Here is a 17,966-nt window from a genome sequence, read left to right on the forward strand (position 1 = left end):
GGTGCAGAACAACATGATTACATCATGCCGCCCATGCCACCCATGCCGCCCATACCACCAGCAGCACCTAAATCAGGCGCGTCGCCTTTTGGCAGGTCGGTAACCATGCACTCGGTGGTGATCATCAGGCCAGCAACTGAGGCCGCGTACTGCAGAGCAGAACGGGTCACTTTAGTTGGGTCCAGGATACCGAAGTCGATCATGTTGCCGTATTCTTCGGTAGCAGCGTTGTAACCGTAGTTACCTTCGCCCGCTTTCACCATGTTCGCTACAACAGATGGCTCTTCACCAGCGTTGGAAACGATCTGACGCAGTGGAGCTTCCATTGCGCGCAGCGCAACTTTGATACCCACGTTCTGGTCTTCGTTCTGAGCGGTCAGGCCAACCAGTTTCGCTGCAACGCGAACCAGAGCAACACCACCACCGGCAACCACGCCTTCTTCTACCGCAGCACGGGTCGCGTGCAGGGCATCGTCAACGCGTGCTTTCTTCTCTTTCATTTCAACTTCGGTAGCTGCACCGACTTTGATGACTGCCACGCCGCCTGCCAGTTTCGCTACGCGCTCCTGCAGTTTTTCACGGTCGTAGTCAGAGGTCGCTTCTTCGATCTGTTTACGGATCTGAGTAACACGGCCCTGGATTGCATCTTCTTCACCCACGCCATCGATGATGGTGGTGGTGTCTTTGTTGATAACAACGCGTTTTGCCTGACCCAGGTCTTCCAGCGTCGCTTTTTCCAGCTCCATACCGATCTCTTCAGAGATAACGGTACCGCCAGTCAGGGTTGCGATATCCTGCAGCATCGCTTTACGACGATCGCCGAAGCCAGGTGCTTTAACCGCAGCCACTTTCACGATGCCACGCATGGTGTTAACCACCAGGGTCGCCAGCGCTTCGCCTTCAACGTCTTCAGCGATGATAACCAGCGGCTTGCCTGCTTTCGCAACGGCTTCCAGCACTGGCAGCATTTCGCGGATGTTGGAGATTTTTTTGTCAGCCAGCAGGATGAACGGGCTTTCCAGCTCAACAGCACCAGTTTCTGGCTTGTTGATGAAGTATGGGGACAGGTAACCGCGGTCGAACTGCATACCTTCAACCACGTCCAGTTCGTCTTCCAGACCGGTACCGTCTTCAACGGTGATCACGCCTTCTTTACCGACTTTATCCATCGCTTCAGCGATCAGTTTACCTACGGTTTCGTCGGAGTTAGCGGAGATGGTACCAACCTGAGCAATGGCTTTAGAGTCAGAGCACGGTACGGACAGCGCTTTCAGCTCTTCAACTGCAGCAATAACAGCTTTGTCGATACCACGTTTCAGATCCATCGGGTTCATACCCGCAGCAACAGCTTTCAGGCCTTCAGTGATGATCGCCTGAGCCAGTACGGTTGCAGTGGTGGTGCCGTCGCCTGCAGCGTCGTTCGCTTTAGAGGCAACTTCTTTCACCATCTGGGCACCCATGTTTTCGAACTTGTCTTCCAGCTCGATTTCACGCGCTACGGAAACGCCATCTTTGGTGATGGTCGGCGCGCCGAAGGATTTGTCCAGAACCACGTTACGGCCTTTCGGGCCCAGGGTCACTTTAACTGCGTCTGCCAGTACGTTTACGCCGCGCAGCATTTTCACACGAGCGTCGTTACCGAATTTTACGTCTTTAGCTGCCATTTTAATCTTTCCCTTAAATTCGTATGTTCAGTGTCGTTCGCGGATTACGCTTCAACAATTGCCAGAATGTCGCTTTCGGACATGATCAACACTTCTTCATTGTCGATCTTCTCGGACTTCACACCGTAGCCATCGTTGAAAATGACGATGTCACCAACTTTAACGTCCAGAGGCTGCACATTTCCGTTTTCCAGAATGCGACCCTTACCGACAGCGATGATTTCGCCACGAGTTGATTTTGCTGCTGCAGAACCGGTCAGAACGATGCCGCCAGCAGATTTGGTTTCAACTTCTTTACGTTTGACGATCACACGATCATGTAACGGACGAATACTCATTGATAGCTCTCCTTTGAGAAAGTCATTATCAGTTATGGGTGACGCCGGGCCGTAAGCGGTTTTCCGGCTAGTGCCCTGAGAGATGGGGATGGGGTTTTACCCCTTCAAGGGGTAGTCGAAAAAAAATTTGTGAAAGTGTTACCATCGCCTCTCTTTTGACAGGGGCAGGACAACGGAATGAGTGGACTCAAACAGGAGCTGGGACTCGCGCAGGGTGTTGGCTTACTTTCAACCTCTTTATTGGGCACGGGGGTATTTGCCGTGCCGGCGCTGGCAGCCCTGGTCGCGGGTGATAACAGTCTCTGGGCATGGCCGGTGCTCATCGTGCTGGTGTTCCCGGTGGCCATTGTCTTTGCCATTCTCGGGCGGCACTTCCCGAGTGCCGGTGGGGTAGCGCATTTTGTCGGGATGGCGTTTGGCCCACGCCTGCAGCGCGTCACCGGCTGGTTATTCCTCTCCGTGATCCCCGTGGGCTTGCCTGCCGCCCTGCATATTGCGACAGGTTTTGGCCAGGCGCTGTTTGGCTGGCATGATGCGCAGCTGTTGCTGGCCGAGCTGGGTACGCTGGCGATTGTCTGGTGGGTCGGCTCACGCGGGGCCAGCTCCAGCGCTAACCTGCAAACCCTGGTGGCGGTGCTAATCGTAGCGCTGATTGCCGCCATCTGGTGGGCGGGCGATATTCAGGTAACAGAGATCCCCTTCCCGGCGATAAGCGATATCGACCATTCGCAGCTTTTTGCTGCTCTTTCCGTCATGTTCTGGTGTTTTGTCGGCCTGGAGGCCTTTGCGCACCTGGCATCGGAGTTTAAACAGCCGGAACGCGATTTCCCGCGGGCGCTGATGATCGGCCTGCTGCTGGCGGGCACGGTCTACTGGGCCTGTACCGTACTGGTCCTTCGCTTCACCGCCTACGGGGCCGATATGGCGGCCGCGGCCTCGCTGCCCGGCATTGTGGTGCAGCTGTTTGGTGTGAAGGCGCTATGGATCGCCTGCGTCATTGGCTATCTCGCCTGCTTCGCCAGCCTGAATATCTACATCCAGAGCTTTGCCCGACTGGTATGGTCCCAGGCGCTGTATAAGCCGGAAAGCCGCCTCGCACGCCTGTCCAGACGTCAGTTACCCCTCAACGCCCTGAACGCGGTGCTGGGCTGCTGCGTGTTAAGCACGCTGGCGATCTACTGGCTGGATATCAATCTCGATGCGCTAATCGTCTATGCCAACGGCATCTTCATCATGATCTATCTGCTGTGCATGCTGGCGGGATGTCGACTGCTGAAAGGCCGCTATAAAGCGCTGGCCGTTGTCGGTGGGGTGCTCTGTTTACTGCTGCTGGCGATGGTGGGATGGAAGAGTCTGTACGCCATTCTGATGCTGGCGGGGCTGTGGCTGTTGTTGCCTAAGCGTGGTGCCATCTGACTGCCAGATGGCGCTGTGCTTATCCGGGCTAGGGTTTCGTAGGCCCGGCAAGCGCAGCGCCGCCGGGCAATTTCTGTTAACGATCGTCTTTATGATCCAGACGGTCGCGCTGGTCATCCTTGCGCTGATACTCCCCGTCGAACGTCTCTCCGTTACCTGGGCCAGTAGTGAATCCGCCCCCCGGCATCCGGTTAAAACGCAAATGCGGCATCAGTTTCAGCGTCAGGAGCTTTTGCACTGGCGGGAAGAGCAGCAGCAGGCCGAGGAAGTCGGTGAAAAACCCAGGAATAATCAGCAAGATACCGCCAATAATCAGCGATACGCTTTTGATCATCTCCGCCGCCGGGCTCTCGCCAGCAGCCATCTTCTGCTGCATTAACAGGAAGTTTTTGAAACCCTGATTGCGCACCAGCGACATGCCAATGACCGAAGTGAAAATCACCAGGATCAGCGTCAGCAGGACGCCAAGCACATGGGCGACCTGAATAAAAATAGAAATCTCTATGTAAACATAGAGAAAGATTGCAGCTAACGGTATCCAGCGCACTGGCTTCTCCTGTGTGGCAGACGCCGTAAGGCCCCTGTCGGTATCAATTTGCGATTCGCGTCTGTAAGAAATGGAGGCGATTAGTCAAAATTCAATCGGTTTGCACGGATATTTTTTCTGGAAATATTCAAGCGGTGATTCATTTCACAGATTGATAAATATCATGTAACAGGGTCCATAATAAGTGATCCAGGTTACGGCATTTCGCTATCATCAGCATATCATTCCGGGTATCTGGCCGATTCAGGGGATAATCGTCGGTCAGAAAATAGACATAACCACAGATGTACTGTGTGTTTAGTACAATCAATCGGCAGCTTGAAAAGAAGGTTCACATGTTAAACAACATTCGTATCGAAGAAGACTTGTTGGGTACCAGGGAAGTTCCAGCGGATGCCTACTATGGTGTTCACACTCTGAGAGCGATTGAAAACTTCTACATCAGCAACAGCAAAATCAGCGACATCCCTGAGTTTGTGCGTGGCATGGTGATGGTGAAGAAAGCCGCAGCTATGGCAAACAAAGAGCTGCAAACCATTCCGAAAAGCATCGCCAATACTATTATCGCCGCCTGCGATGAAGTGCTGAACAACGGCAAGTGCATGGATCAATTCCCGGTCGACGTCTATCAGGGCGGCGCGGGTACATCGGTGAACATGAATACCAACGAGGTACTGGCCAACATCGGCCTCGAGCTGATGGGCCACCAGAAGGGTGAGTACCAGTACCTGAACCCGAACGATCACGTCAATAAATGCCAGTCTACCAACGACGCCTACCCGACCGGTTTCCGTATCGCCGTCTACGCCTCGGTGGTGAAGCTGGTGGATGCCATTAACCAGCTTGGCGAAGGTTTCCAGAACAAAGCTGTCGAATTCCAGGACATCCTGAAAATGGGCCGCACCCAGCTGCAGGACGCGGTGCCGATGACCCTCGGCCAGGAGTTCCACGCGTTTAACGTGCTGCTGAATGAAGAAACCCGCAACCTGATGCGCACCTCTGAACTGCTGCTGGAGGTAAACCTCGGCGCAACGGCCATTGGTACGCGTCTGAACACCCCGGATGGCTATCAGCAGCTGGCGGTGCAGAAGCTGGCCGAAGTCTCCAACCTGGCGGTTGTACCGGCAGAAGATCTGATCGAAGCGACTTCCGACTGCGGCGCTTACGTGATGGTGCACAGCGCGCTGAAACGTCTGGCGGTGAAGCTGTCCAAAATCTGTAACGACCTGCGCCTGCTCTCTTCGGGTCCACGTGCAGGTCTGAACGAAATCAACCTGCCGGAACTGCAGGCGGGCTCATCTATCATGCCAGCCAAAGTGAACCCGGTAGTGCCAGAAGTAGTAAACCAGGTGTGCTTCAAAGTCATCGGGAACGACATTACCGTCACCATGGCTTCGGAAGCGGGTCAGCTGCAGCTGAACGTGATGGAGCCGGTGATTGGCCAGGCGATGTTTGAGTCGATTCACATTCTGACCAACGCCTGCTACAACCTGCTGGAGAAATGCATCAACGGCATCACCGCCAACAAAGCGGTATGTGAAAGCTACGTCTATAACTCCATCGGCATCGTCACCTACCTCAACCCGTTCATCGGTCACCACAACGGTGATATCGTCGGTAAAATCTGCGCCGAAACCGGGAAGAGCGTGCGAGAGGTCGTACTTGAGCGTGGCTTGCTGACAGAAGCCGAGCTGGATGATATCTTCTCGGCTCAGAACCTAATGCACCCGGCCTATAAAGCAAAAAGATACACGGATGAAAGTGAACAATAACAGTTCAGGTTAAACTTCATGAAGGCACGTCACTTGACGTGCCTTTTTTGTTTTTAGGCGTTACCAAAACACAACAATTCAATATCAACTTGTTAATAAGCAAGGTAGGCACTCATGTTTGGAGCAGAACTCGTCGTCGTCCTGTTGGCGATATACTTAGGGGCAAGGCTCGGGGGGATCGGCATCGGTTTCGCCGGTGGTCTTGGCGTGCTTGTACTTACTCTCTTTTTTCAAATTAAACCCGGCGCTATTCCGTTCGACGTTATTGAGATCATCATGGCGGTTATCGCCGCTATCGCTGCCATGCAGGTTGCGGGCGGTATGGACTACCTGGTGAGCCTGGCGGAGCGTATGCTGCGCCGCCATCCGAAATACATTACCTTCCTTGCGCCGCTGGTCACCTGGTTTATGACCATTCTGGCCGGGACCGGCCATACCGCGTTCTCTACCCTGCCGGTGATTACCGAAGTGGCGAAAGAGCAGGGCATCCGTCCGTCACGTCCGCTCTCGATTGCCGTTGTCGCCTCGCAGATTGCCATCACCGCCTCGCCGATTTCCGCTGCGGTGGTCTTCTTTGCCGGTATTCTGGAGCCGATGGGGGTGAGCTACCTGACGCTGCTGTCGATCTGTATTCCGGTCACCCTGATTGCGGTGATGATCACCGCGGTGTTCTGTAACTTCCTTGGCGCCGAGCTGAAAGACGATCCGGTCTATCAGGAACGTCTGGCGAAAGGTGAAGTGAAGCTGCGTGGCAGCCAGGCCTTTGTCCTGAAGCCACACGCTAAACGCTCCGTACTGCTGTTCCTGATCGGCATTATCGCGGTGATGTTCTATGCCACCGCCATCAGCGATACCGTAGGGCTGATTCAGAACCCGGTTCTGCCGCGTAACGAAGCGATCGTGGTGTTCATGCTGACCATCGCCACGCTGATTAGCATCACCTGTAAAATCGACACCAGCGAAGTGCTCAACGCCAGCACCTTTAAATCCGGTATGAGCGCCTGCGTGTGCGTACTGGGTGTGGCCTGGCTGGGCGACACCTTCGTCAAAGCCCATATCACCGATATCCAGACCGTCGCCGGCGATCTGCTGCATAACTATCCGTGGCTGCTGGCGGTGGTGCTGTTCTTTGCCGCGACCCTGCTCTACTCCCAGGCGGCGACCACTAAGGCGCTGATGCCTGCGGCCCTGATGCTGGGCGTCTCTCCGCTGACGGCGATTGCCTCATTTGCTGCGGTTTCCGCGCTGTTCGTGCTGCCAACCTACCCGACCCTGCTGGCTGCGGTTGAGATGGATGATACCGGCTCCACCCGTATCGGTAAGTATGTGTTTAACCACGCCTTCCTGATCCCGGGCGTGATTGCCATTACCCTGTGCGTGGTCCTTGGCTTCATCATCGGCGGGATTGTGCTGTAAACCGCTTTTGGTTGTAAAAAGAGTTAAAGTCGGGCCGCTTAGCGGCCCGATTCATTAATGAGCAGCAGCCGGTCGTGATATAGTGATTTTTTTCGCGATACCGAGGTCGACTTGTGAATACGCCCGACACTGTTGTTGTTCTGTGTACCGCTCCCGATGAAGCTACCGCTCAGGATCTTGCCGCCAAAGTGCTGGCAGATAAGCTCGCAGCCTGCGTGACCATCCTCCCCGGCGCCACCTCCCTCTACTACTGGGAAGGCAAGCTGGAACAGGAGTACGAAGTGCAGATGCTGCTTAAATCCAGCGTGGCCCATCAGCAGGCGCTCCTCGACTGCCTCAAATCCCATCATCCTTACCAGACACCGGAACTGCTGGTTTTGCCAGTGCTCCACGGCGATAACGACTATCTCTCATGGCTCAACGCTTCCTTACGCTGATCCTGCTGCTGTGCAGCACGTCAGTCTTTGCCGGGTTGTTTGATGCACCCGGCCGCTCGAACTTCACGCCTGCCGATCAGGCTTTTATCTTCGATTTTCAGCAAAACCAACATGAACTGAATCTCAACTGGAATGTGAAGGAGGGATATTACCTCTATCGCAAGCAGATCAGCATCACGCCCGCTCAGGCGCAGGTCGGCGCTCTTCAGCTGCCCGCCGGGGTGGCACACGAAGATGAATTCTACGGCAAAAGTGAAATCTACCGGGGCCAGCTGTCGGTGCCCGTCGCCGTCGCGCAGGCGGATAAAGGCGCGACCCTGACGGTGACTTATCAAGGCTGTGCCGACGCCGGTCTCTGCTACCCGCCCGAAACCAAAGTTATTCCCCTTAGCGAAGTGAAAGCGGCCGCCGTCCCTGCGGTTTCCCTTCTCCCCTCAGAGAAGAAGACCAGCGCAGGAGGCGAACTGCCCTTCTCCGCTTTCTGGGCGTTGCTGATCGGCATCGGCATTGCCTTCACGCCGTGCGTGTTGCCCATGTATCCGCTGATCTCCGGCATCGTGCTCGGCGGTCAACAGCGACTCTCCACCGGCCGCGCGCTGCTGCTGGCATTTATCTACGTACAGGGGATGGCGCTCACCTATACCGCGCTCGGGCTGGTGGTCGCGGCCGCCGGGCTGCAGTTCCAGGCCGCGCTTCAACACCCTTACGTGCTTATCGGCCTGTCGGTGGTCTTTATCATGCTGGCGCTGTCGATGTTTGGCCTGTTCAGCCTGCAACTGCCCTCCTCCCTGCAAACCCGCTTAACGCTGATGAGCAATCGCCAGCAGGGCGGCTCTGTGGGCGGCGTGTTTGCCATGGGGGCCATTGCCGGGCTGATCTGCTCGCCCTGCACCACCGCCCCGCTCAGCGCGATCCTGCTCTATATCGCCCAGAGCGGGAATATGTGGCTCGGCGGCGGCACGCTGTATCTCTACGCCCTCGGGATGGGCCTGCCGCTGATGCTGGTGACGGTATTTGGCAACCGCCTGCTGCCGAAGAGCGGCCCGTGGATGGAGACGGTAAAAACCGCGTTTGGTTTTGTTATTCTGGCGCTGCCGGTGTTCCTGCTTGAGCGGGTGATCGGCGATGTCTGGGGCCTGCGTCTGTGGGCGATGCTGGGCGTCGCCTTCTTTGGCTGGGCCTTTATCAGCAGCTTAAACGCCCGCAAGCCGTGGATCCGGGTGGTGCAGATCCTGCTCCTGGCCGCCGCGCTGGTCAGCGTGCGACCGCTGCAGGACTGGGCCTTTGGTGTCCCCGCGGCCCAAAACCAGGCGCATCTGAATTTCACGCCGATCGAAAATATCGACGCGTTACATCAGGCGCTGGCCAAAGCCGAGGGGAAACCGGTGATGCTCGACCTCTACGCCGACTGGTGCGTCGCCTGCAAAGAGTTCGACAAATACACCTTCAGCGATCCGCAGGTGCAAAACGCCCTGAAAGAGACTGTTCTGCTGCAGGCCAACGTTACGGCGAACGGCCCGCAGGATAAGGCCCTGCTGAAAGCGCTCAATGTGCTCGGTCTGCCCACTATCTTGTTTTTCAACGCACAAGGTGAAGAGCAGCCTGCACAGCGAGTGACAGGTTTTATGGATGCCGCATCGTTCAGTGCGCATTTGCGCGATCGCCAACCGTAAACGACACTTCAGATGGGAAAGTACGAAAGTAAACGGAGGAGAAAACCGTGCAACGTGAAGATGTTCTGGGCGCAACCCTGCAATTGCTTGAAATTCAAGGGATAGCCAGCACCTCGCTGGAGATGGTTGCCGAGCGCGTGAATTATCCTCTGGATGAACTACGTCGTTTCTGGCCCGATAAAGAGGCGCTGCTGTATGATTCTCTGCGCTATCTCAGCCAGCAGGTAGATACCTGGCGTAGACAATTGATGCTCAACACCGAGCTTTCAGCAGAGCAAAAATTACTGGCACGCTACTCTGCGCTTACCGAATGCGTGCGTAATCATCGCTATCCGGGCTGCCTGTTTATTGCCGCCTGTACCTTTTTCCCGGATCCGGGTCACCCGATCCACCAGCTTGCCGACCAGCAAAAACGCGCCTCGCATGACTTTACGCATGAGCTGCTGACCACCCTGGAAGTGGACGATCCGGCGATGGTGGCAAAGCAGATGGATCTGATCATGGAAGGGTGCCTTAGCCGGATGCTGGTGAACCGCAGCCAGGCCGATGTCGATACGGCACAGCGTCTGGCGGAAGATATTCTGCACTTCGCGCAGTGCCGCAAAGGTGGGGCGCTGACTTAAGCCAGCATCCCCGCCCAGGCAGAAATGAAGAGACACAGCGCCATCAGGCGCTGAAAACGCACCATCGCCGCCGCGGTCCGAAACAGCCTGTTCACCGCCTGCCCCAGCCATGCCCAACACAGCAGGCAGGCAACGGAGATCAGCAAAAACCAGAGCGCCATCAGGGCGATATCCCGTAACGCATGCTCTCCCGCCGGAGCAAACAGGCTGACCACCGCCAGCGCCATCATCCAGGTTTTAGGGTTGATCACCTGCAATAACGCCGCCGCGCGCGCGGTAAAGTGGGTATGCGTTGCGCCGGACAAGTTTGCCGCGGGCGCACAAAACAGCTGCCAGCTCATCCAGCTTAACCACAGCACGCCAGCCCAGCTCATCACCTGCCGCACCAGCGGATACTGGCGCAGCACCTCACCCGCCCCGGCTCCCGAAATCAGCACAATGGCACTGGCCGCCACGCAGGCGCTCACCAGCGCAGGCAGGGTCGCCTTTACCCCATAATGCTGGCTGTTGGTCAGAATAAGGATATTGGTGGGCCCCGGCGTTATCGAGGCAACAAAAGCAAACAACAGAAACGGCATCAGATTCACAGGTGACTCCTTGTTATAAGAGCCCTGACAGTGCCGCTATTTTCTGGAAACGTCTGGAAGGTTTGTGCACAACCGACGGTAATGGGCAGGTGTGATCCGGTAAGCCCGCTGGAACCAGCGGCCTAAATGGCTTTGGTCGGCAAACCCCAGCGCCGCTGCCACATCCACGGGCAGATCCCCGCGCGCCAGAAACTGCCGCGCTTTCGCCAGCCGCAGCTGAATCAGCCAGGCATGGGGCGCCAGGTGGAACTCGCGCTTGAAGCAGCGGGTGAGCGTGAAGCGATCGGTGCCGGTCTCCCGGGCCAGGTCGGAGAGACCAATATTGTCGCCGAGATGGGCATAGAGATAGTCCCGCGCCCGGTGCGCCACTGCCGCGCTCTGCAACTGTGAGGGTAATTTTTTGCGCCAGTGACAGTGGGAGGTGAGCTGCGCCAGCAGATTATCCATTGTGCTTTGCTGGACGATCTTCATCTCATCATTGTGCAGCGTCGCAAAGGTGTCGCCTATGGTGCGCACCAGCTGCGGCTCGCGAGTCAGGGTTTGGGTGAAATGCAGAGAATAACTGCCGGGCGTGGAATCATACAGGCCGTGCAGGGTATGGGTGAGCCAGCGCTCGTCGAGATAGAACGTCAGATAGGTGAAGCCGCCCGCAACCGGCGCGTCGCCGTCGTGGATCTCGCCTGGTTCAAGCAGGAACGCATCCCCCGGATGGCTACGGTGGCGCTCCCGGCGGCAATGAAACTGCTGGGTGCCGCTGAGGGTGATCCCCACCAGATAGCTGTCGTGCCAGTGCGGATCGTAGGCGTGCCCTTCAAAGTGCGCCTTGATGGTTTCAATTCCCGTATCTGCATGCTGTCGCAGCTCAAGCCAGTCGTTCACTGTCGCGCCCCCTTTTTCGCTGTCAGCATTGCCCGGGTTTACCTCTGTGTCTGGAAGATTTGTGCAAAATCGCCGCGCAAACCGACAGATTGCCGCAAACTTAAGCAGTTGAACAGCTTTTCCCGAAATAAGGTTGACGACCGTACGTGATTGCGGTTTAATGCGCCCCGTTGCCCGGATAGCTCAGTCGGTAGAGCAGGGGATTGAAAATCCCCGTGTCCTTGGTTCGATTCCGAGTCCGGGCACCACTATTTAAAGAACCCGCCCAAAAGGCGGGTTTTTGCTTTTGGAGAACCGGACTCTCCATCGAACTACGTTCGATTATTCGCCGCCAGCGGCTCACCCCTTCGGGGCCAGCGCGACGAGCGCGTTGTTCAACGCCTTCGGCGTTAGTCCGAGTCCGGGCACCACTATTTAAAGAACCCGCCCCAAAGGCGGGTTTTTGCTTTTTGCTAATACCGCATCTAAATAGACGACCCTACCACCTTATTGGTTGCAAATAGTATCAATCATGCATTTACCAAATCCCCCAACGTCACCATCAACATCATCGGATCCATTGGCGACGGCTCAAACCCCACCCGCAGGTAAAACTCTCGCGCTTCATCCGACAGAGCGTGAACAAGCATCCCGCGAATGCCAATAGTCTCTGCCACCTGAATCACCCGCAGCCCGGCATCCCGTATCAGCGCACGCCCGAGGCCCTGCCCGTGCAATGATTTATCCACTGCCAGACGGCCCAGCACTACAACCGGGATAGGATCAGGCATATTGCGGCGGAAGCGACCGGGCGCATTATTTGTCACCACAGCGCTTGAAGCCAGCGAGTAGTAAGCCATCACCTTAGCATCGTCGCAGCAGACAAACGTACGGGATGCGCCAGAAAGCTGGTTCTTCATCGCCCGCTGTTTCAGCCAGTTATCCATAGAATCCACACCGCAGCAAAACGAGGTAGGAATATGCCCGGCATGAAGCGGTTCTGGCGCGGAGATCACTTTTCCTGCTCCCACGGCGCAGGGGTCTGCATGGTTTTACGCAGCGCGGCATTGGGCGCAGGAGCCTGGTCCAGACGGGCAAGAAATTCCTGATAAGCTTGCGGATCGGCCATGATGATACGTTGCTCGATCAGCGCTTCCTCGGCGGCGGCACGGGCGGCCTCCAACACAAAGTCAGTGCGGTTTTTCCCTCTTGCTTTCGCCGCTCGATCGATGAGATCGCGCTCAGCGGGTCTGATGCGCAAGTTCAGAGTTTCGCGTTTAATCGCCATACTGTTTGCGGCTGGCATGGGGTTGTCCTCCTGGATTTATGTGGATATTAAGTATACAACAAACGTAACGCAGATGTCATTACGATAGATTTAGAAGGAAACGAACCAGAGTAGCGAACCAAATGCTTTTCTGCGCCCTCACTCAATCATCACCGACGACAGCCTGTACCAGCCATCGCTCAGCTTCCCTTCGTTGGCAAGCTGAATACGCGCTTTGTTGTTTTTATCCACCAACCCCACATCCAGCTGATAGCGTCCTGCCTGCAGATTACGCGGGGTGGCCAGCTGATATGCCGAGCTGTGCCTGCCCGGTAGCCACTGGCGGATATCATCCCCGGCGCTGCCCTGCGCGACCGTGTTCCCGCGCGGGTCCTGTAGACGCCAGGCGAGGGTATAGCGCAAATAAATCGGCGCCACGCCGTCGTTGGCCCACTGGCTATTGAGGGAAACCGCCTGACCCGGGCGGGCGCTTGCCGAATGGGTCAGCGACACCACCCGGAAGCGGTAACCGATTTTTGCCAGCGCCTTGTCGAGGATATCGCGGTATACCTGCGGCACATCGGTGGATTTCAGGTTCAGGGTGCTGGCATGCTGCGCCAGGGCCCAGTCAAAGGTGGCCTGCACCTCTTCCCGGGTATACTTCTGCTCGCTCAGCCATTCCGCCATATGGCCGCAGATCTCCAGGCTGACGGGGGCTTTTTTCCACGCCTGGGTAAACCCCGGCCAGGCCGCGTCTGCCGCCGCAATGCGCTCCGGATAATCATTGCTCATGTGGCTCCAGGTGCGGCTAAAGTTGCGCCAGTCGCCGAGGCAGTCCGCCCGCCAGCCCGCCCCTCTCTTTGCCGCATAAGCCACAGAATCATAGCCGTTGAGCAGCATGATTTTAGGAGTATCAGGGAAGGCGCTGAAGTGCATGTCGACATAGCGGTTAAGCAGCGCTGGAGGATAGCGTTCCTGCAACGGTTGCAGGGTCGGGAAGTTGCTGTTGTGCCACTCTCCCCATGCGCCAACCATCCCGATATCGATAAAAGCCAGCTCCGGATTGTTGTTATAACGCGCGCCAAACGCCTGAAGGAGACGCTGGGCGTAAGCCAGATAGGTGGGATCGTCCAGATCCGGGACAAAGGTTTTATGATCCGGTGTCCAGCTGCCTTTGATACCTTTATCGATCAGCCACTGCGGGATCTCTGAGCCCGACTCTGGTCCATCAAGGATCATAAACCGCAGGCCAACGTTCATCGCCGGCTGATGCGCTGCCGCAGCGGCAAACCCCTCATCCACCAGCGCAAAATTGTACTGCCCCTCCTTTGGTTCCACTTCGCTCCAGTAATAGCGACGATACTCGAGGCCTGTCGCCGGATATTGCGCGACGCTTAAGTCCTGGTCGTGAAAACGGGCCACGCCACTGCCCGGGTTGGTCAACAGTCCACTGATGGCCGGAGGATTCACCGTTTGCAGCAGCTCCGTACTCTCCGCCTTCGCCCAGCCCGATGAGAGGGTGAGCCCCCCAGCAACAAGCAGCCACCACCGACTTTTTTTGCATGACAGATTGTCTACGCGCATTGAATGTTCCTTTACCCTGGGGCCAGTTAATAAAGCTGTGGCAGAATTAAAGTTTATTTTATTTCATACGATATATCCCGGACTCACCCATTCCTATTATTTCTTTGCCTAACCATTCGTCATAAGGTTGTTATACTATGAAATATCCTTTTCCTTTCCGGATTTATTAATACCTTTTGATGGGACGCACGGCAAAATGTTTAATAAAAATAACAGGATAATCAAAAAGCTGTTCTTCCATGAGTCCTGGGACATCATGGTCATTAACAGCCATGGCCAGCACGTTTTCCCGGAAAACACGCTGGATATCCTGCGTACCAGCAAAGCACAGCAGCTTGATAAAAAATATACCTTCCAGGCCGATCCTTTTATTATTGATAAAAACGATCTGCTGTATGTTTTTTATGAAGCGTTTTCTTTTCTGAATTCGAAGGGGGTACTGCGCTGCCGTATCCTCAATAAAAATCTCGACGAGATCGATGATCTGAAGCTGGAAGGATTTGATGACTTAAAATGCCATCTCTCTTTTCCCTTTCTGTTCCAGCTCGACGGGAAACTGTTCATGATCCCGGAGTCGTCAGAACGCAAAGAAGTGATTCTGTTCCAGTCCGTCGACTTCCCCGCGCGCTGGGAAAAGGTCAAAGTGCTGGTCTCCGATATGGCCGTCACGGATAACGTGGTCTTTGAGTTGAATGGCGTCAGTTACATGGTCTCAACCACCATGGATAACGAGCTGGTGATTCACACCTCAGAGGGCATTCTGGGCGACTGGACCCTGATCTCCCCGAACCTGGATGTCTGCAACGTTCATTTTCGCGGGGCCGGTAAGCCGTACTCCATCAACAATAAAACCTACATCTTTACCCAGGAGAGCCATCCTGAGGTATACGGGAAATCCATCTTCATTAAGGAATTGACCACGTTAACCCCGCATAAATACCAGGAGAAACTGGTGGGGAAAATAAGTGCGTCGATTAACAACAGCGATGGGATCCACACCTTAAACTTCACCGACAACTATATTGTCTACGATACCAAGCACCTGACCTTCAGCCTGCTCTCTACGCTTAAAAAGCTGGCGTATAAAATTATGGTTAATCACCGTAAGCGGCTTTTCAACTAAGTGACAATATCGGGAAGCCGCACTACGCTAACCAGAGCGGCAAAATAAAATACTGCGAAAGCGCATCTCTGTTCCGGCAGCTCTTTGTGTCGGCTGGTGATGGCGTTTTGGGGGATTTATTATGGCAATTCTGGTCACGGGTGGCGCAGGCTATATTGGTTCTCATACGGTGCTGGCATTACTGGAGAGAGGCGAAGACGTTGTCGTCCTTGATAACCTTTCTAATGCCTCGCAGGAGTCATTACTCCGGGTCGCAGAATTAACCGGCAAACAGCCAGTAATTTGCATCGCTGATATTCTGGATCGTCACGCATTAAAAACCCTTTTCTCGCAACACACCATCACCGACGTTATCCATTTCGCCGGTCTTAAATCCGTTTCAGAGTCCATTGCCCAGCCCCTCGCCTATTATGAAAATAATGTTGTCGGGACCTTAGTGCTGCTGGATGAAATGCAGCGCGCGGGCGTCCACAGTCTTATTTTCAGCTCCTCGGCCACGGTGTATGGCAATCCCGAATCGGTGCCTTTAAGCGAGCAGTCGCGCACCGGCGGTACCACCAATCCGTACGGTACCTCCAAGCTGATGGTGGAGCAGATTTTAGCTGATTTTTCCGTCGCCGAGCCGCACTTCAGGATCACCTGTCTGCGCTATTTCAATCCCGTTGGCGCGCATCCCTCCGGGCGTCTGGGGGAAGATCCGAACGGTATTCCGAATAACCTGGTGCCCTATATTTCTCAGGTGGCCATCGGCAAGCTGCCGTGCCTGACGGTCTTTGGGGATGATTATCCGACGCCGGACGGCACCGGCGTGCGGGACTATATTCACGTGATGGATCTCGCCCACGGCCATCTGGCCGCGCTGGATCATAAAGATGAGGGTGAGGCATTTAAGACCATCAATCTCGGTACCGGGGTGGGCTATTCGGTGATGGACCTGATCAAGGCTTTTGAAAAAGCCGCGCAGACCAAGATTAACTACCGGGTTGTCGGCAGACGTTCCGGCGACGTGGCAGAGTGCTGGTCGGACTCATCGCTGGCACGCCAGCAGCTGGGATGGCAGGCCACGCGCAATCTCGAGGAGATGATGCGCGACGCCTGGAACTGGCAGAAGAACAATCCCGGCGGTTACAGCGCCTGATTACTGGTATTTCAGATTGAGCCACCAGTCCCAAATCCCGACGTGGTAGTTCTGGAAAACGTCTATGCCCAGCGCAGATTTGATCATGTACAACGTCAGCAGCACGCAACACAGCAGGAACAGGGTGGCGAACAGGATAAGAAACGTCACCACGATACGCGACAGCTTTGACTCCGGACGCGAGCGGGCACGCAGATCCCGTCCCAGCAGGAACACCATATAGAGGCGTTTGCCGAAGAAAGGAAAACTTTTACGGAAATCGATCCGGTGCCGCGACGCCAGGGTAACCGAGACAATCGCGCTCTCGATCTCCTCTTTTTGCTCCGGGGTCAGCTGGGCGCTGACATCCTTATCAAGCACTTCATAAAAACGGTCGATAACAATCGGGTTTCGGGGCTTACTGGTCAATTTTAACCTATTGTTTTGTCTAATCTATGGTAAATGGACACGGTCTTTCTGGCGATCTCATCCCAGCTGTAACGCTGCAAAAAATCGCCGTAATCAATCCGGGGTGAGTCCGCCCATCGGGACATTTTATCTGCCAGATCAGCGACATTACCCAGCTTAAAACTGGTCTCAGCCGGTAAGCCGACCTCAAGGTTCGGCAAAATATCGCTCACCACCACCGGGAGCGAAAACGACATCGCCTCCAGCAGCGCAATGGGCAGTCCCTCATGGTACGAAGGCATCACAAACAGCGAGGCCTGAGAGAAGACGACCTGCAGCGCCTCACCTTTTAAAAAGCCGGTCATCACGACGCCGGGCGTTTGAAACGCCAGCTGTTTCAGGTGGATACTGTACTCCGTATCATGATCCGCATCCCCGACCAATACCAGCGGCAGCGTCAGGCCCGACTGCTGGTACGCGGCGATGGCATCATGCATCCCCTTCTCTTCAACGAACCGCCCGACCATCACGATATAACGCCCGGGCTGCAACTCATACCGCCCGAGGATCCTGTCGATGGTCTCGTCAGCCAGCGGCTCCGGCACGTTAACGCCGTTATAAACCAGATGCGCATTGTAGCGATGGTATTTCTGTTGGATCAGCTGGTTGATCACCTCAGAAATAACAATCACTTCGTGGGCATATTTCACCGCCACTTTCTCACCGAGCATCAGGATTTTTTTCGCCATCCTGCCCCACTTCTGGCGCTCGTAGTCCGGCCCATGATGGGTAAAGACCACACGTTTGCCCATCAGGCGTAGCAACGGCACCACGAGGCCGGGTCCGATGGCGTGAACATGCACAATATCGGATCGGTCAACGAATGTCCTCAACGCCGCAATAACAGAATGCACAATGGCTTCGAAACTGCGTTTTTTGGGCGCCCAGATCGCCAGCGTCTCGACATTTTTATAGCTCGAGCGCCGGTAGTGGACATAGGGTGACCGGGCGATCACGCAGATCTCCACGTCATATTGCTGGCGGATAGCCGGATACAGATTCTGACAATGGGTTTCGACGCCGCCTAATACATCGGGGATCCCGCGGGTACCCAACACCGTGATTTTTTTTGGCAT

General features: G+C 55.4%; 18 protein-coding genes and 1 tRNA gene. 9 read left to right on the forward strand and 10 right to left on the reverse strand.

Going from position 1 to position 17,966, the window contains the following annotated elements:
- Positions 1–17: 17 nt before the first annotated feature.
- Positions 18–1,664: a chaperonin GroEL gene (groL, locus tag LG383_RS17150; protein WP_225759763.1), complete on the reverse strand. Its 1,647-nt coding sequence runs from the start codon at positions 1,662–1,664 to the stop codon at positions 18–20.
- A gap of 44 nt (positions 1,665–1,708) precedes the next feature.
- Positions 1,709–2,002, reverse strand: a complete 294-nt coding sequence (locus LG383_RS17155) for a co-chaperone GroES (RefSeq protein ID WP_032616151.1) — start codon at positions 2,000–2,002, stop codon at positions 1,709–1,711.
- A 177-nt stretch (positions 2,003–2,179) separates the two neighbouring features.
- On the opposite strand from LG383_RS17155, the gene yjeH reads away from it, so the two are divergent.
- Complete coding sequence (gene yjeH, locus LG383_RS17160) at positions 2,180–3,418, forward strand: L-methionine/branched-chain amino acid transporter (RefSeq protein ID WP_225759764.1); 1,239 nt, start codon at positions 2,180–2,182, stop codon at positions 3,416–3,418.
- A 76-nt stretch (positions 3,419–3,494) separates the two neighbouring features.
- Here yjeH and LG383_RS17165 read toward each other — a convergent pair whose 3' ends face one another.
- Positions 3,495–3,965 carry an FxsA family protein gene (locus LG383_RS17165; RefSeq protein WP_166181361.1) on the reverse strand — a complete coding sequence of 157 codons (471 nt, stop codon included), beginning with the start codon at positions 3,963–3,965 and terminating at the stop codon, positions 3,495–3,497.
- 335 nt (positions 3,966–4,300) lie between these two features.
- Here LG383_RS17165 and aspA point away from each other — a divergent pair, with 335 nt between their 5' ends.
- The 5 genes from aspA to LG383_RS17190 all read left to right on the forward strand — a co-directional run bounded on the left by aspA (position 4,301) and on the right by LG383_RS17190 (position 9,886).
- Positions 4,301–5,737, forward strand: a complete 1,437-nt coding sequence (gene aspA / locus LG383_RS17170) for an aspartate ammonia-lyase (protein ID WP_106994018.1) — start codon at positions 4,301–4,303, stop codon at positions 5,735–5,737.
- A 114-nt stretch (positions 5,738–5,851) separates the two neighbouring features.
- Positions 5,852–7,153 carry an anaerobic C4-dicarboxylate transporter gene (locus LG383_RS17175; protein WP_166181360.1) on the forward strand — a complete coding sequence of 434 codons (1,302 nt, stop codon included), beginning with the start codon at positions 5,852–5,854 and terminating at the stop codon, positions 7,151–7,153.
- A 113-nt stretch (positions 7,154–7,266) separates the two neighbouring features.
- Positions 7,267–7,590, forward strand: coding sequence for a divalent cation tolerance protein CutA (gene cutA, locus LG383_RS17180; RefSeq protein ID WP_106994016.1), 324 nt, complete (start codon positions 7,267–7,269; stop codon positions 7,588–7,590).
- Positions 7,566–9,263, forward strand: a complete 1,698-nt coding sequence (locus LG383_RS17185) for a protein-disulfide reductase DsbD (RefSeq protein ID WP_225759765.1) — start codon at positions 7,566–7,568, stop codon at positions 9,261–9,263. The genes cutA and LG383_RS17185 overlap by 25 nt, the downstream gene beginning before the upstream one ends.
- Positions 9,264–9,310: 47 nt before the next feature.
- Positions 9,311–9,886: a transcriptional regulator gene (locus LG383_RS17190; RefSeq protein WP_106994014.1), complete on the forward strand. Its 576-nt coding sequence runs from the start codon at positions 9,311–9,313 to the stop codon at positions 9,884–9,886.
- Here LG383_RS17190 and LG383_RS17195 read toward each other — a convergent pair.
- Together LG383_RS17195 and LG383_RS17200 are read right to left on the reverse strand one after the other, a co-directional pair.
- On the reverse strand, positions 9,883–10,473 hold the full coding sequence (locus LG383_RS17195; protein WP_106994013.1) for a LysE family translocator: 591 nt from the start codon (positions 10,471–10,473) through the stop codon (positions 9,883–9,885). The two genes, LG383_RS17190 and LG383_RS17195, sit on opposite strands and share 4 nt — an antisense overlap.
- Positions 10,474–10,509: 36 nt before the next feature.
- On the reverse strand, positions 10,510–11,352 hold the full coding sequence (locus LG383_RS17200; RefSeq protein ID WP_225759766.1) for an AraC family transcriptional regulator: 843 nt from the start codon (positions 11,350–11,352) through the stop codon (positions 10,510–10,512).
- Positions 11,353–11,524: 172 nt separating this feature from the next.
- On the opposite strand from LG383_RS17200, the gene LG383_RS17205 reads away from it, so the two are divergent.
- Positions 11,525–11,600, forward strand: a tRNA-Phe gene (locus LG383_RS17205).
- 261 nt (positions 11,601–11,861) lie between these two features.
- Here LG383_RS17205 and LG383_RS17210 read toward each other — a convergent pair.
- The 3 genes from LG383_RS17210 to LG383_RS17220 form a co-directional block, all read right to left on the reverse strand.
- A complete protein-coding gene (locus LG383_RS17210; protein ID WP_106994005.1) occupies positions 11,862–12,347 on the reverse strand; it encodes a GNAT family N-acetyltransferase in 486 nt (161 codons plus the stop codon).
- The gene (locus LG383_RS17215) at positions 12,344–12,637 is read right to left on the reverse strand and encodes a DUF1778 domain-containing protein (protein WP_106994004.1); all 294 of its coding nucleotides are present in this window, start codon (positions 12,635–12,637) and stop codon (positions 12,344–12,346) included. The genes LG383_RS17210 and LG383_RS17215 overlap by 4 nt, the downstream gene beginning before the upstream one ends.
- A 120-nt stretch (positions 12,638–12,757) precedes the next feature.
- Positions 12,758–14,182: a DUF4832 domain-containing protein gene (locus LG383_RS17220; protein WP_225759767.1), complete on the reverse strand. Its 1,425-nt coding sequence runs from the start codon at positions 14,180–14,182 to the stop codon at positions 12,758–12,760.
- A gap of 196 nt (positions 14,183–14,378) precedes the next feature.
- Here LG383_RS17220 and LG383_RS17225 point away from each other — a divergent pair, with 196 nt between their 5' ends.
- Positions 14,379–15,305, forward strand: coding sequence for a hypothetical protein (locus LG383_RS17225; RefSeq protein WP_106994002.1), 927 nt, complete (start codon positions 14,379–14,381; stop codon positions 15,303–15,305).
- Positions 15,306–15,426: 121 nt separating this feature from the next.
- Positions 15,427–16,443, forward strand: a complete 1,017-nt coding sequence (galE, locus tag LG383_RS17230; protein WP_225759768.1) for a UDP-glucose 4-epimerase GalE — start codon at positions 15,427–15,429, stop codon at positions 16,441–16,443.
- On the opposite strand, the gene LG383_RS17235 is transcribed toward galE, so the two are convergent.
- A complete protein-coding gene (locus LG383_RS17235; protein WP_166181352.1) occupies positions 16,444–16,851 on the reverse strand; it encodes a hypothetical protein in 408 nt (135 codons plus the stop codon).
- A 2-nt stretch (positions 16,852–16,853) separates the two neighbouring features.
- Positions 16,854–17,966 (reverse strand): glycosyltransferase family 4 protein, encoded by a 1,113-nt coding sequence (locus tag LG383_RS17240; protein WP_225759769.1) that lies wholly within the window; start codon positions 17,964–17,966, stop codon positions 16,854–16,856.

The organism is Leclercia sp. Marseille-Q4284, from assembly GCF_916618945.1.
In the GTDB taxonomy this organism is placed as follows: domain Bacteria; phylum Pseudomonadota; class Gammaproteobacteria; order Enterobacterales; family Enterobacteriaceae; genus Enterobacter; species Enterobacter tamurae.

What these genes read in the sequence shown, in the direction of transcription:
- LG383_RS17240 (WP_225759769.1), bottom strand. Translation starts at nt 17,966, where the DNA reads ATGCCAAAAAAAATCACGGTGTTGGGTACCCGCGGGATCCCCGATGTA.
- yjeH (WP_225759764.1), top strand. Translation starts at nt 2,180, where the DNA reads ATGAGTGGACTCAAACAGGAGCTGGGACTCGCGCAGGGTGTTGGCTTA.
- LG383_RS17175 (WP_166181360.1), top strand. Translation starts at nt 5,852, where the DNA reads ATGTTTGGAGCAGAACTCGTCGTCGTCCTGTTGGCGATATACTTAGGG.
- LG383_RS17215 (WP_106994004.1), bottom strand. Translation starts at nt 12,637, where the DNA reads ATGCCAGCCGCAAACAGTATGGCGATTAAACGCGAAACTCTGAACTTG.
- galE (WP_225759768.1), top strand. Translation starts at nt 15,427, where the DNA reads ATGGCAATTCTGGTCACGGGTGGCGCAGGCTATATTGGTTCTCATACG.
- aspA (WP_106994018.1), top strand. Translation starts at nt 4,301, where the DNA reads ATGTTAAACAACATTCGTATCGAAGAAGACTTGTTGGGTACCAGGGAA.
- LG383_RS17225 (WP_106994002.1), top strand. Translation starts at nt 14,379, where the DNA reads ATGTTTAATAAAAATAACAGGATAATCAAAAAGCTGTTCTTCCATGAG.
- groL (WP_225759763.1), bottom strand. Translation starts at nt 1,664, where the DNA reads ATGGCAGCTAAAGACGTAAAATTCGGTAACGACGCTCGTGTGAAAATG.
- LG383_RS17185 (WP_225759765.1), top strand. Translation starts at nt 7,566, where the DNA reads ATGGCTCAACGCTTCCTTACGCTGATCCTGCTGCTGTGCAGCACGTCA.
- LG383_RS17155 (WP_032616151.1), bottom strand. Translation starts at nt 2,002, where the DNA reads ATGAGTATTCGTCCGTTACATGATCGTGTGATCGTCAAACGTAAAGAA.
- LG383_RS17220 (WP_225759767.1), bottom strand. Translation starts at nt 14,182, where the DNA reads ATGCGCGTAGACAATCTGTCATGCAAAAAAAGTCGGTGGTGGCTGCTT.